Here is a 13,196-nt window from a genome sequence, read left to right as displayed (position 1 = left end):
GCATGCGCGGCATCGGGCAGATCCCCACCCCCAGGAGGAACAACGTGTCCCAGAAGGTCCGCGGCGTCGTCGCCATGGCGAAGGACGCCCCCGTCACCGTCGAGACCATCGTCATCCCCGATCCGGGACCCGGCGAGGCCGTCGTCGACATCAAGACCTGCGGCGTCTGCCACACGGATCTGCACTACCAGCAGGGCGGGATCGGGGACGAGTACCCGTACCTGCTCGGCCACGAGGCCACGGGTGTGGTCTCTGCGATCGGCGAGGGCGTCGACCACGTCATGGTCGGTGACACCGTGATCCTCAACTGGCGCGCCGTGTGCGGCGAGTGCCGCGCGTGCCGGAAGGGCGAGCCGAAGTACTGCTTCAACACCCACAACGCGACCCAGAAGATGACCCTCGAGGACGGCACGGAGCTGTCCCCGGCCCTGGGCATCGGGGCGTTCGCGGACAAGACGCTCGTCCACGCCAAGCAGTGCACCAAGGTCGACGGCGTCGACACTCCCGAGGAACAGGCCGCGGTCGGCCTGCTCGGCTGCGGGATCATGGCCGGCATCGGCGCGGCCATCAACACCGGCGAGGTCAAGCTCGGCGAGTCCGTGGCCGTGATCGGCTGCGGCGGCGTCGGCGTGGCCGCGATCGCCGGGGCGAAGCTCGCCGGCGCCACCACGATCATCGCGGTGGACATCGACGCCAAGAAGCTCGCGAAGGCCGAGGAGCTCGGCGCCACCCACACCGTGAACTCGAAGGACGAGGACCCCGTGGAGGCCATCCGCGCGGCGACCGGCGGCTTCGGCGCCGACGTGGTCATCGAGGCGGTCGGCCGCCCGGAGACCTACGAGCAGGCGTTCTACGCCCGGGACCTGGCCGGCCGCGTCGTCCTGGTGGGCGTGCCCACCCCCGGCATGGAGCTGAAGCTGCCCCTGCTGGAGGTCTTCGGCCGCGGCGGCGCGCTGAAGTCCTCGTGGTACGGCGACTGCCTGCCGGAGCGCGACTTCCCGATGCTCGTGGACCAGTACCGCCTGGGCCGCCTGCCGCTGGACGAGTTCGTCACGGAGACCATCGCCCTGGACGAGGTGAACGAGGCCTTCGAGACAATGAAGTCCGGCGACGTCCTGCGCTCGGTGGTGGTGCTCTGATGGCGCGCATCGATCACCTGGTCACCTCCGGCACGTTCTCCCTGGACGGGGAGACGTTCGACGTGGACAACAACGTGTGGATCGTCGGCGGCGCGGAGCAGTGCGTCGTCATCGACCCGGCCCATGATGCCTCGGCCGTCTGGAAGAAGGTGAACGGCCGCCAGGTGCTGGCCATCGTCCTCACCCACGGCCACGACGACCACATCCGCCAGGTCCAGGAGTTCCGCCAGATGGTGGACGCCCCCGTGCTGCTCCACCCCGCAGACCGCATGCTCTGGGACGCCGTCTTCCCCGACGAGGAGCCCGACGGCGCGCTCGCCGAGGGCGACGTCCTGCGCGTGGCCGGCGTCGAGCTGCGGGTGCTGCACACCCCCGGTCACTCCCCCGGCTCGGTCTGCCTGTACGCCCCCGCCCTGGGCGAGGTCGGCGACGACGGCGCCCCGACCGGCGTCGTGTTCTCCGGCGACACCCTGTTCCAGGGCGGGCCCGGCGCCACCGGCCGCTCGTACTCGGACTTCGACACGATCATCGAGTCCATCCGCGAGCGCCTGCTCTCGCTGCCGGAGGCCACCGTGGTCCACACCGGCCACGGCGACTCCACCACGATCGGCACGGAGAAGCCGCACCTGCAGGAGTGGATCGACCGCGGCCACTGAGGACGCGCCGAGGTGGGGAAGAATGGTCCCCCGTGACCATCCTCCCCGCCTCGACCCCTCCTTCCGTGATCCTGCTCGGCGGGGCGTCGGGCTCCGGCAAGTCCTACCTGGCCCGGCGGCACGGCCGGCCCCACCTCTCGCTCGATGCGTTCTACCGTCCGCAGTCCGACGACGGCGCCGCGGGTGGGCCCGGCCCCGTGTTCCCGCGCACCCCGTATGGCGAGATCGACTGGGACCACCCCGGAACGTGGGATGAGCAGGCGGCCGTGGACGCGGTCGTCGAACTGCTCGAGGAGGGCGCCACGCGCGTGCCCGACTACGACATCTCCACGTCCTCCGTCCGCGGGCACGGCACCGTCGCGCTCGAGCCGGGCGGGGTGATCGTGGCGGAGGGCATCTTCGCCGAGCGCATGCCCGCCGCCCTGGACCGGGCCGGAGTCCGCTACGCGGCCTGGTACATCGACCAGGCGCGGACCACGACGGCGGCCCGCCGGTTCGTGCGCGATGTCGCCGAGCGTCGCAAGCCGGTGCCGTTCCTCGTGCAGCGGGGCTGGTCCCTCTACCGGACGGACGCGGCGCGCCGGGCGGCGGCCGTGGCGGCCGGCTTCACCCCGCGACGCAAGCGGGAGATCATCGCGGATCTCACGGTCTGACGGGCCCCCTGCAGCCGGGCCGCCCGTGCCCTCAGCCGGAGGTCCCTGCGGCGAGGACGGCGAGCTGCTCGTCCACGACCTCGAGCCCGGCGGCGGCGGCCCACGCCGTGTACTCCTCCCGCAGGGCCGCGGCGAACGCGGGAACGCTCACCCCGGGGCGCACGTCCTCGGCCGCGCCCGCCGTGCGGGGGTCCATGTCCAGGCCGAGCTCCCGGTAGACGTCGACGAGCACGGCCCGCAGCGGGGCGGGGTCGGACACCACCACGTGGGTGGAGAACAGGAACGCCCCCTTCACCACGCGCTGCGCGGAGCCGGCCAGCTTCACCGGGTATGTCGGCGCAGGTCCCTGCACGGAGAACTCGCCGGGGCAGTACTCCCCCGGGATCTCACCCACGGAGGCGGGCACGTCCATGCGGGCGAACGCCCGCACGAACAGGTCGGCGAACTCGGCGAACCGGGCCTGCTGCGTGAGCGCCGCGTCCTCCTGCTGGCTCAGGTGGTCCACCACCAGGCAGCCGTGGTGGTAGGCCGCCGCCCGTCCGCCGGCCCGGCGCACCACCGGCTCGAAGCCGTGGGACCGGGCCGCCGCGGCCGCGGCCGCGAAGCCGGGCAGCCGGGCGTCGCGCTGGCCGAACGCGACCGTCGGTTCGGGCACGTAGACGCGGATCAGGTCGTCGAGGGCCCTTCCCTCGGCCGCGGCGGCGCGGAAGACGGCCAGCTCGTCCATGGCCCAGTCGAGGTCTTCGACGGCCCCGAGGGTCCGCTCCTGCACGGCCCAGCGCAGCCGGGGAGCTGCGCTCACAGGCCGCCCTCGGCCGGCCAGGAGCGCAGGGTGAGGGTCTGCTCGGCGTGGGCGAAGGGGCCGTCGTCGTCGTGGAGGACGGTGCTGGTCAGGCCCACGCCGTCCGGGCCCACCGTGACCTGCCCCGCGAGGCCGAGCCAGTGGCCGGTGGGCTCGCGGTACAGGTGGATCTGCAGGTCCACGTTGGGGAAGAACCACCCGCCCGGTTTCGCCGGCAGGGCCGGGGCGATCCCGTTGGCCGCGTCGGTGAGGCTGATCAGGCGGACCAGGTCGCTCGTGCTCTCCCCCGCCACCATCTCACGGTCCGTGGTGAGCCACACCCGGCCGTGGCCCGGCCCGTGGCCGGGCAGGATGACGCCGTCGAGGGAGGCGATGTACCCGCCCCCCCATCCGTGGAGCGCGTTGTGCGCCTGCGCCTGCGAGCGCGGCGGGAGGGGCTCGTCCGGCAGCTGGGCGACGGCGGAGGTGTCCGAGGTGGACAGCAGCCAGGCCCGCAGGGTCAGTACGGTGCGGCCCCGGGCGTGGAGCACGGACTCGACGAGCTCGATGGTCCGGCCCGGACGCAGGGTGCGCGTGACCACCTCGAGCTCGCCCGACCAGAGCGTGCCCAGGATGTCGTAGGAGAGCCGTCCCACCCGCAGCCCGGGAGTGGTCTCGTGCGCGGCCACCTCGTGCAGCAGCAGGCCCGAGACGGCGGCCATGTGCATCTCCTCTTCCCGCCATGCGCCCTGGGCGTGCACGGTGGAGCGCACGCGGGAGGTGCGGACGCCGTCGGCGTCCACGGTGGGCTCGCCGAGGCGCACGTAGAAGGCCAGGGGATCGTCGGCGACGGAGGCCGCGGGGGTGGAGGTGATGTCGGTCATGGGCCGAAGTCTGCCAGAACGACGACGGCGGCCGGTGACGTCCCCGCGGGATGTCACCGGCCGATGAGGCAGGCGCGGGGCGCCGTCAGGGACGCTCCGACTCAGAAGGACGGGGTGACGTCGCCGCCCGGCCAGGTCTGCTCGATGTACTCCTTGACCTCCGGCGAGTGCAGCAGCTCGTCGAGCTTCTCCACGCCCGGGGTCTTCTCCCCCTCGCGCCATGCCACGAAGTTGGCGTAGGGGTTCTCGCCGGAGATCTCCTCGACCACCACGGCGTCCTCCAGGGTCATGCCGGCCTGGATGAAGTAGTTGCCGTTGATGATGGCGAGGTCCACCGCCGGGTCGTCCAGGATCTGCACGAGGATCTCCGGCTGGTTCTCCTCGAACTGCAGGCCCTTCGGGTTCTGCTCGGGGGTGAGGGTCAGGGCGGCGGAGTCGTCCTGGATGTCCTGGAGCAGGCCGGCCTGCTCCAGCATCTTGAGGGCACGGGGCTGGTTGCCGGGGTCGTTCGTGATGGCCACGGTGGCGCCGTCCGGCACCTGGTCCACGGAGTCGAACTTCTGGGAGAACGCGGCGTAGGGCTCGATGTGCACGCCCTCGCCGTGCTCCATCTTCAGGCCGCGCTCCTCGACCTGCTTGTTGAAGAACGGCTCGTGCATGTAGTAGTTCGCGTCGATCTTGCCCTCGTTGAGCGCGGTGTTGGGCATCTGGTAGTCGTCGAACTCCTGGATCTCCAGATCGATGCCCGCCTCCTTCGCGAGGTTCTCGTCCACGAACTCGAGGATCTGGGCGTGCGGCACGGGGTTCGCCCCCACCTTCACGACGACGGGATTCGCCGGGTCCGGGGTGGGGGCGGAGGAGGCCGCCGAGTCGGAGCCGCTGGCGCCGCAGGCGGAGAGGGCGAGGGCGAGAGCGGCGGTGCCGGCGCCGAGGGCGGTGCGGCGGGAGAGGGGTGACAGAGCCATGGGAGGGGCCTTTCGTGTCGGAGGGATGGAGAGATGAAGAAGAAGGTGAGGGGTCAGCGGTGGTCCATGCGGCGGATCAGCAGGTCGCCGATCCACTGGATGAGCTGCACCAGGACGACGATGACGACGATGGTCACGACCATCACCTCGGTCTGGAATCGCTGGTAGCCGTAGTTGTAGGCGAGGCGGCCGAGGCCGCCGCCGCCGATCAGGCCGGCCATGGCCGAGTAGCCCACGAGCGTCACCAGGGTGGTGGTCGTCGCCGCGATCAGGCCGGGCATGGCTTCCGGGAGGAGGACCTTGCGGATGACCTGGCCACGGGTGGAGCCCATGACCTGCGCGGCGTCCACGGTGCCCGAAGGGATCTCACGCAGCGCCGACTCCACAAGGCGCGCGAAGAACGGCGCGGTGCCGATGGTCAGGGAGATGGTCGCCGCGATGGGCCCGATCGCCGTGCCCACGAGCCACTTGGTCAGCGGGATGAGCGCCACCATGAGGATGGCGTACGGGATCGACCTCGTGATGTTGACGATCACGGCGGACAGCACCGTGTAGAGGGCGGGCATGGGATTCAATCCCCCCGGACGGGTCACATGCAGCACGATGCCCAGGAGGCCGCCGATCAGCACGGTGGCGACGCCGGAGATCGCCACCATCAGCAACGTCTCCACGACCGCCTCAGGCAGGGCCTCGGTGATCGCCGGGTTCGTGGTCAGCTTCTCGAGCCAGGTCATCGGGCTCCTCCGATCTCATCCGCGGTGACGTGGTCCTGGGCTGCCTGCCGAGCCGTGCGGACGCGAGCGGTCAGGCCTGCCTCCTGCAGGCGCGCCACCACGGCGTCGGCCGAGGCCTCCGTGGCGGACAGGCTCAGGAGCTGGTGGGAGAAGCGCTCCCCCGCGAGGTCCTCGACGGTGCCGGCCAGGATCTCGACGTCGCCGGCGCCCGCGTCGCGGACCAGCTGGGTGATGGGCAGGGAGGCGGCCCGGCCCCGGCCGAGCACCTCCACGAGGCGCTGGTCCCGAGCGGCATGGGGCGTGGGCAAAGGCAGCAACGCGGCGGACAGCGGCGAGTCGAGGTCGGACGCCACGTCCCCGAGGTCGCCGGACTGGACGATCCGCCCGTCCTGCAGGAGGGACACCTCGTGGCACAGTCGCTTGACCACGTGCATCTCGTGGGTGATGACCAGGACGGTCAGGCCCAGGCGCCGGGAAAGGTCCTCGATCAGGGTCAGGACACCCTCCGTGCTCGCGGGGTCGAGGGCCGAGGTGGGCTCGTCGCAGAGCAGCACGTCGGGGTCCGACGCGAGCGCGCGAGCGATGCCCACCCGCTGCTTCTGACCGCCGGACAGCTGCGCCGGGTAGGACCCTTCGAAGCCCTCGAGACCCACCAGGGCGAGCAGCTCGTCTGCGCGCGCCCGACGCGCGGCGGCATCGGACCCGCCGGCGACCTCGAGCGGATAGGCCACGTTGTCGCGGGCGGTCCGGGAGGAGAACAGGTTGGCGTGCTGGAAGACCATGCCGATCCGGCGGCGGGAGTCCAGCAGGCCGGAGCGCGACTCCCGGGTCAGGTCCTTGCCCGCCACGGAGACCGTCCCGGAGGTCGGGGGCTCGAGCAGGGTCAGGCACCGCACGAGCGTGGACTTGCCCGCGCCGGACTGGCCGATGATCCCGTGGATGCGGCCCGGGGCCACGGCGAGGTCGACGCCGCGCAGCGCACGGATCTCCTTCGCGCCCTGGCGGAAGGTCTTCTCGAGACCACGCACCTCGATCATGGGCGTGCCCATGGGATGAGCAGACGTGCTGAGAGCAGGGGTAGACGACATTCCCGTCCTTTCCATCGGTCCTGGCGTTAGCACCTGCGCCCGGTCGGTGGGGGTGTGGTTGCTGCGGCGTCGTCGACCCAGATCTCTCGGCCGCTCAAGATGGTGAGGGGTGCCCCGGCGTCGTCACCGGTGCAGGGAAAAAGTCAACCACACCGGGGCGCCGTGGAAGGAACGACGTGACACAGGTCTCATTTCCCGACCTCTCGGAGGGCTGGACCCCGCCTTCCGCCCGCGTCATGTGTCGTTATATGACAAACCCCTGCCATCCAGTGGCCGGCGGCACCCCTCCCCACCACGACGCCGGCCCGCACCTTCACGGGAAGGTGCGGGCCGGCGTCGTGGTGGCCTGCGGACGGCGGGGCCCATCAAGGGCCTCAGGCGGACGGGATCAGAAGTCCCAGTCCTCGTCCTCGGTGTTCTCGGCCTTGCCGATCACGTAGGAGGAGCCGGATCCGGAGAAGAAGTCGTGGTTCTCGTCCGAGTTCGGGGAGAGCGCAGAGAGGATGGCGGGGTTCACGTTCGTGGTCTCGGCCGGGAACATCGGCTCGTAGCCCAGGTTCATCAGCGCCTTGTTCGCGTTGTAGTGCAGGAACTTCTTCACGTCCTCGGCCAGGCCGACGGCGTCGTAGAGGTCATGGGTGTACTCGACCTCGTTCTCGTACAGCTCGAACAGCAGCTCGAAGGTGAACGCCTTGAGCTCCTCCCGCTTCTCCTCCGGCAGGGTCTCGATGCTCCGCTGGTACTTGTAGCCGATGTAGTACCCGTGCACGGCCTCGTCGCGGATGATCAGGCGGATCAGGTCGGCGGTGTTGGTGAGGCGGGCGTGCGCGGAGAGGTACATGGGCCAGTAGAAGCCCGAGTAGAAGAGGAAGGACTCGAGCAGGGTGGAGGCGATCTTCTTCTTGTACGGGTCCTGGCCGTCATAGCGCTCCACGATCAGGCGGGCCTTGGCCTGCAGGTTCCGGTTCTCACGAGACCAGCGGAACGCCTCGTCGATCTCCGGGGTGGAGGCCAGCGTGGAGAAGATCGAGGAGTACGACTTCGCGTGCACCGACTCCATGAACGCGATGTTCGTGAGGACGGCCTCCTCGTGCGGGGTCATGGCGTCCGGGATGAGGGAGACGGCGCCCACGGTGCCCTGGATCGTGTCCAGCAGCGTCAGGCCCGTGAAGACGCGCATGGAGAGCAGTCGCTCCTCGTCCGTGAGGTGGGACCAGGACTGGACGTCGTTGGACAGCGGCACCTTCTCCGGCAGCCAGAAGTTGTTGACGAGGCGGTTCCACACCTCCACGTCCTTCTCGTCCTGAATGCGGTTCCAGTTGATCGCCTCGACGAGGTGGGACTGCTGGGTCTCGGTCACGGCAGGGCACATCCTTCAGAAGAATTCGTTGAGAATCCGCGGATTCCGGGGGCTCGCGAGAGCACGGTCAGCGGGGCGCGGGTCCGGGTCAGTGTAGGCCCGCAGGGGCAGCGGCAGCCACTCGGGCAGGTCCGGGCTCACGACGTCGTGGGCCCGCCCCGCCCGGGTGCGCCGGCTCCACTTCGAGGCGGGAAATCCAGCGCAAGCGCGCTCAGAAGCGCGGAATACGCGGGATTTCCCGCCTCGAATGGCCGGCTGTCAGAGCATGCAGCTCACGCAGCCCTCGACCTCGGTGCCCTCCAGCGCGAGCTGGCGCAGGCGGATGTAGTAGATCGTCTTGATGCCCTTCCTCCACGCGTAGATCTGCGCGCGGTTCAGGTCACGGGTGGTGGCCGTGTCCTTGAAGAACAGCGTCAGGGACAGGCCCTGGTCCACGTGCTGCGTCGCCGCGGCATACGTGTCGATGATCTTCTCGTAGCCGATCTCGTACGCGTCCTCGTAGTACTCGAGGTTCTCGTTGGTGAGGTACGGCGCCGGGTAGTACACGCGGCCGAGCTTGCCCTCCTTGCGGATCTCGATCTTCGAGGCCACCGGGTGGATCGAGGAGGTCGAGTTGTTGATGTAGGAGATCGAGCCCGTCGGCGGGACGGCCTGCAGGTTGCGGTTGAAGATGCCGTGCTCCATGACGGAGGCCTTCAGTTCACGCCAGTCGTCCTGCGTGGGCAGGGCGATGCCGGCGTCCGCGAACAGCTCGGCGACGCGCTCGGTGGCGGGCGCCCACTCCTGGTCCGTGTACTTGTCGAAGAACTCCCCGGAGGCGTACTTCGAGTCCTCGAACCCGCCGAACCGCTGGCCGGTCTCGATGGCGATCCGGTTCGAGGCGCGCAGCGCGTGGAACAGCACCGCGTAGAAGTACATGTTCGTGAAGTCGATGCCCTCCTCCGAGCCGTAGTGGACGTGCTCGCGTGCCAGGTAGCCGTGGAGGTTCATCTGCCCCAGGCCGATGGCGTGGGAGGCCGCGTTGCCCTTGGCGATGGACGGCACCGACTGGATGTCGGACATGACCGACACGGCCGTCAGCGCACGGATCGCGGTCTCCACGGACCGGCCGAAGTCCGGCGAGTCCATGGTCTTGGCGATGTTCATCGAGCCGAGGTTGCACGAGATGTCCTGGCCCACGTGGGCGTAGCTCAGGTCCTCGTTGTACTCGGAGGCCTCGGAGACCTGCAGGATCTCGGAGCACAGGTTGGACATGGTGATGCGGCCCTTGATCGGGTTCGCGGCGTTCACGGTGTCCTCGAACACGACGTACGGGTAGCCGGACTCGAACTGGATCTCGGCGATGGTCTGGAAGAACTCACGCGCGCTGATCTTGGTCTTCTTGATCCGCGCGTCGTCGACCATCTCGTAGTACTTCTCGGTCACGGAGATCTCGGAGAACGGCACCCCGTAGACGCGCTCGACGTCGTACGGCGAGAACAGGTACATGTCCTCGTTCTTCTTCGCCAGCTGGAACGTGATGTCCGGGATCACGACGCCGAGGGAGAGGGTCTTGATGCGGATCTTCTCGTCCGCGTTCTCGCGCTTGGTGTCGAGGAAGCGGTGGATGTCCGGGTGGTGCGCGTTGAGGTACACCGCGCCGGCGCCCTGGCGCGCGCCGAGCTGGTTGGCGTAGGAGAAGGAGTCCTCGAGGAGCTTCATCACGGGGATGACGCCGGAGGACTGGTTCTCGATCTGCTTGATGGGCGCGCCGTGCTCGCGGATGTTGGTCAGCGAGAGGGCCACCCCGCCGCCGCGCTTGGACAGCTGCAGGGCGGAGTTGATGCCGCGGGCGATCGACTCCATGTTGTCCTCGATGCGCAGCAGGAAGCAGGAGACGAGCTCGCCGCGCTGCTTCTTGCCCGAGTTGAGGAACGTGGGGGTGGCCGGCTGGAAGCGGCCGGCGATCATCTCGTCCACCAGATGGGTGGCCAGCTCCTGGTCGCCCCGGGCCAGGTGGAGGGCGACGACGGCGACGCGGTCCTCGTAGCGCTCGAGGTAGCGCTTGCCGTCGAAGGTCTTCAGGGCGTACGAGGTGTAGAACTTGAACGCGCCGAGGAAGGTCGGGAAGCGGAACTTGGCCTTGTAGGCACGATCGAACAGGCCCCGGACGAACTCGAAGGGGTACTGCTCGAACGTCTCGGTCTCGTAGTAGTCGTTCTTCTGCAGGTAGTCGAGCTTCTCCTCCAGGTCGTGGAAGAACACCGTGTTGGTGTTGACATGCTGCAGGAAGTACTGGCGCGCGGCCGCGTGGTCGGCCTCGAACTGGATGCGACCGTCGGCGCCGTAGAGGTTCAGCATGGCGTTGAGCTCGTGATAGCCGAGGTTCTGCCACTCGGCGGGCATGTTCTTCGCCTGGCGGATGAGGTCCGCCTCGGTGGGTGCGGTGATGGTCATGTCCACAGTCCTTCCAGGCCGCCGCGGACGCGTTCGACGTCGTCGGGCGTGCCCATCAGCTCGAATTTGTACATGAGGGGGACCTGGCACTTGCGGGAGATGATGTAGCCGGCCAGGCAGTAGCCCTCATGGAAGTTGGTGTTCCCGGACGCGATCACGCCCCGAATCCAGTGACGGTTCTCCGGGACGTTGAGGAACTTGATCACCTGCTTCGGGACCGCGCCCGGCCCGCTGCCCCCGCCATAGGTGGGGGTCATCAGGACGTATGGGGCGGTGGCCCCGAGGGTGGGCTCCCGGGTGATCAACGGCAGTCGAGCCACCCGGTCCTCGGGCAGCTCCAGCTTCTCGACGAAGCGGTGCGTGTAGTTGGAGGCGGAGGAGAAGTAGATCAGTCCCGCGTCGGTGGGGACGAGCCCCTGCGCCTCGGCCGAGCGGATGTGGCCCGGGTCCGCGGCGACGGTCATGTCGACTCCGGTCAGGCCACCGATGCCGCGGCGGACTCGGCGAGCTCGGCGATCTTGTCCGGGCGGAAGCCGGACCAGGAGTCGGTCTCGGTGATGACGACGGGGGCCTGCATGAAGCCGAGGGCACGGACGCGCTCGAGGGCGGCGGGGTCCTGGGACATGTCCACGACCTCGTAGGCGATGCCCTTCTTGTCCAGTGCACGGTAGGTGGCGTTGCACTGCACGCAGGCCGGCTTGGTGTACACGGTGACGGTCATGGCGATCCCTGTTCCTTCGTGGTCTCTGGTGGTCTGCGGGTGTCGGCGCGGCGTCCGCGAGGTGAATCACGGAGCGTGCCGAACATCTGCGTCGATACTACATCTAGTGATCTCCGCCAGGAACCATCCCTACATGTAGTAGTCACACCACTGTAGTTACGTATCCCCATCCTCTGCCCATCCTGTCCACACCCTGCTGTGCGAGACGATCCGCGCGGACATGCGGGACACGCCAGGGCCGAGGTCGACTGTCCACAGCCGGTGGAGATCTCGGGGCCGGGTTCCCACAGCCGGAAAGTCGAGTTCGCCACGTCTGCGAGCGGCGTGTCCGGCCCCCGCGGACCACTACATGTGGGGCGTAGAGGGCGGGACTCGTCTATAGAGAACGGTCAAGTCCCGTGGCGTGGTGTCAATTCCCGCGGGGTTCTCGTCGTCGTAGACGGTGAAGGGCCATCGTGGGATGACCAGTTGTTTCCGCCAAGAAGCAAGAAGAGTGATCCCACGATGACCCACAACCAGTCTGCCCTGACGACCCTGATCGGCGAAGTCCTCGCCGACCCCGACCTGGCCCACTCGGACGTGTTCCGGCGAATGCTGCAGGCCGGCCTGCAAGACCTGATCAACGCGGAAGCGACCGTGAAGATCGGCGCGGCCCGTTACGAGCGCACCCCGGAGCGGACCACCCGCCGTAACGGCACCCGGCCGAAGACCCTCGCGACCCCGGCCGGGGAGGTGGACCTTCAGATCCCGAAGCTGCGGGAGGGGTCGTTCTTCCCCTCGCTGCTGAGCCCGCGCCGCCGGGTCGACAAGGCGCTCTACGCGGTGATCTGTCAGGCCTGGATCGACGGCGTCTCGACCCGCAAGGTCGATCAGCTGGTGCGGGCGCTCGGCAACGACACCGGCATCAGCCGGTCGACGGTGTCGCGGATCTGCGGTGAGATCGACGAGGCGGTGCAGGAGTTCCTTTCCCGCCGGATCGATCACACTTGGTTCCCGTACCTGTTCCTCGACGCGACCTACCTCGACGTCCGCCACCGCGGCCGGGTCGCCTCGCAGGCCCTCGTCGTCGCCACCGGCGTGAGCGGCGAGGGCAGGCGGGAGATCCTCGGGATGGCGCTCGGTGACGCGGAGACCACCGACTTCTGGACCGAGTTCCTCCGCAGCCTCCGCGACCGCGGCCTGAAGGTCGCCACCGACGCCGACCCGCTCGGGGTTGCCCTGGTCACGTCCGACGCGCACGCCGGCATCAAGGCCGCGGTGAAAGCGATCCTGCCCGGCTCGGGGTGGCAACGATGCCGAGTGCATTTCGCGCGCAACGTGACCCAGAAGCTCGGCTCAGCACGCTCCAAGCCGGTCAACGCGCTGATCTCCACGATCTTCGCGCAGACCACCCCCGAAGCGGTGATCGCGCAGTATCACCAGGTCACCGACAGTCTGCGCGGCTCGTTCCCCGAGATCACCGCCATGCTCGAGGCCGCCGAGCCGGACCTCACCGGGTTCGCCCCGCTGCCCCGGGAGCACTGGCAGAAGGTCTGGTCCAACAACCCCATCGAGCGCCTCAACCGCGAGATCAAACGCCGCGCCGACGTCGTCCAGATCTTCCCCGACCGCGACTCCGTGACCCGCCTGATCGGCGCGGTCCTCCAGGAACAACACGAGGAATGGCAATACGGCGAACGCCGCTACTTCTCCGACATCTCGATGCGCAAACTCGTCCACACCCTGCACGAACACACCGAACCCGCCCGCCCCGAGCTCTACCTCACCGCCTGACCACCA

Annotated in this window: 13 protein-coding genes and 1 riboswitch; of the genes, 4 read left to right on the top strand and 9 right to left on the bottom strand. The window is 68.9% G+C overall.

The window, feature by feature from the left end; all coding sequences use genetic code 11:
* Positions 1-44: 44 nt before the first annotated feature.
* From MLUT_RS16810 to MLUT_RS16800, 3 genes are read left to right on the top strand one after another with little or no spacing between them, the layout of a single operon-like run.
* Positions 45-1,139: an S-(hydroxymethyl)mycothiol dehydrogenase gene (locus MLUT_RS16810; RefSeq protein ID WP_010078794.1), complete on the top strand. Its 1,095-nt coding sequence runs from the start codon at positions 45-47 to the stop codon at positions 1,137-1,139.
* On the top strand, positions 1,139-1,795 hold the full coding sequence (locus tag MLUT_RS16805; protein WP_010078795.1) for an MBL fold metallo-hydrolase: 657 nt from the start codon (positions 1,139-1,141) through the stop codon (positions 1,793-1,795). The genes MLUT_RS16810 and MLUT_RS16805 overlap by 1 nt, the downstream gene beginning before the upstream one ends.
* Before the next feature lie 32 nt (positions 1,796-1,827).
* Positions 1,828-2,448 (top strand): uridine kinase family protein, encoded by a 621-nt coding sequence (locus MLUT_RS16800; protein WP_010078796.1) that lies wholly within the window; start codon positions 1,828-1,830, stop codon positions 2,446-2,448.
* 31 nt (positions 2,449-2,479) lie between these two features.
* Here the strand turns inward: MLUT_RS16800 and MLUT_RS16795 are convergent, their stop codons facing one another.
* The 9 genes from MLUT_RS16795 to nrdH form a co-directional block, all read right to left on the bottom strand.
* Positions 2,480-3,250 (bottom strand): lipoate--protein ligase family protein, encoded by a 771-nt coding sequence (locus MLUT_RS16795; protein ID WP_012750858.1) that lies wholly within the window; start codon positions 3,248-3,250, stop codon positions 2,480-2,482.
* The gene (locus MLUT_RS16790; RefSeq protein ID WP_010078797.1) at positions 3,247-4,113 is read right to left on the bottom strand and encodes a thioesterase family protein; all 867 of its coding nucleotides are present in this window, start codon (positions 4,111-4,113) and stop codon (positions 3,247-3,249) included. The genes MLUT_RS16795 and MLUT_RS16790 overlap by 4 nt, the downstream gene beginning before the upstream one ends.
* 101 nt (positions 4,114-4,214) lie before the next feature.
* A complete protein-coding gene (locus MLUT_RS16785) occupies positions 4,215-5,078 on the bottom strand; it encodes a MetQ/NlpA family ABC transporter substrate-binding protein (RefSeq protein ID WP_010078798.1) in 864 nt (287 codons plus the stop codon).
* A gap of 53 nt (positions 5,079-5,131) precedes the next feature.
* Positions 5,132-5,812, bottom strand: a complete 681-nt coding sequence (locus tag MLUT_RS16780) for a methionine ABC transporter permease (RefSeq protein WP_010078799.1) — start codon at positions 5,810-5,812, stop codon at positions 5,132-5,134.
* Entirely contained in the window at positions 5,809-6,861 is a 1,053-nt protein-coding gene (locus MLUT_RS16775) for a methionine ABC transporter ATP-binding protein (protein ID WP_010078800.1), read from the bottom strand. Before MLUT_RS16775 ends, MLUT_RS16780 begins: the two co-directional genes overlap by 4 nt.
* Before the next feature lie 47 nt (positions 6,862-6,908).
* Positions 6,909-7,006, bottom strand: a riboswitch (SAM riboswitch).
* A gap of 282 nt (positions 7,007-7,288) precedes the next feature.
* Positions 7,289-8,272 (bottom strand): class 1b ribonucleoside-diphosphate reductase subunit beta, encoded by a 984-nt coding sequence (gene nrdF, locus MLUT_RS16770; RefSeq protein ID WP_205812506.1) that lies wholly within the window; start codon positions 8,270-8,272, stop codon positions 7,289-7,291.
* Positions 8,273-8,518: 246 nt separating this feature from the next.
* Positions 8,519-10,645, bottom strand: a complete 2,127-nt coding sequence (gene nrdE, locus MLUT_RS16765; protein WP_370622428.1) for a class 1b ribonucleoside-diphosphate reductase subunit alpha — start codon at positions 10,643-10,645, stop codon at positions 8,519-8,521.
* A 47-nt stretch (positions 10,646-10,692) separates the two neighbouring features.
* Positions 10,693-11,160 (bottom strand): class Ib ribonucleoside-diphosphate reductase assembly flavoprotein NrdI, encoded by a 468-nt coding sequence (gene nrdI / locus MLUT_RS16760; RefSeq protein ID WP_010078803.1) that lies wholly within the window; start codon positions 11,158-11,160, stop codon positions 10,693-10,695.
* Positions 11,161-11,171: 11 nt separating this feature from the next.
* Positions 11,172-11,417 carry a glutaredoxin-like protein NrdH gene (gene nrdH / locus MLUT_RS16755; protein ID WP_010078804.1) on the bottom strand — a complete coding sequence of 82 codons (246 nt, stop codon included), beginning with the start codon at positions 11,415-11,417 and terminating at the stop codon, positions 11,172-11,174.
* Positions 11,418-11,921: 504 nt separating this feature from the next.
* Here nrdH and MLUT_RS16750 point away from each other — a divergent pair.
* The gene (locus MLUT_RS16750) at positions 11,922-13,190 is read left to right on the top strand and encodes an IS256 family transposase (RefSeq protein ID WP_012750854.1); all 1,269 of its coding nucleotides are present in this window, start codon (positions 11,922-11,924) and stop codon (positions 13,188-13,190) included.
* The last annotated feature ends 6 nt before the right edge of the window (positions 13,191-13,196 follow it).

The sequence above is a fragment of the Micrococcus luteus NCTC 2665 genome (assembly GCF_000023205.1).
Lineage (GTDB): Bacteria > Actinomycetota > Actinomycetes > Actinomycetales > Micrococcaceae > Micrococcus > Micrococcus luteus.
This window is presented reverse-complemented; position numbering and strand designations above follow the sequence as displayed.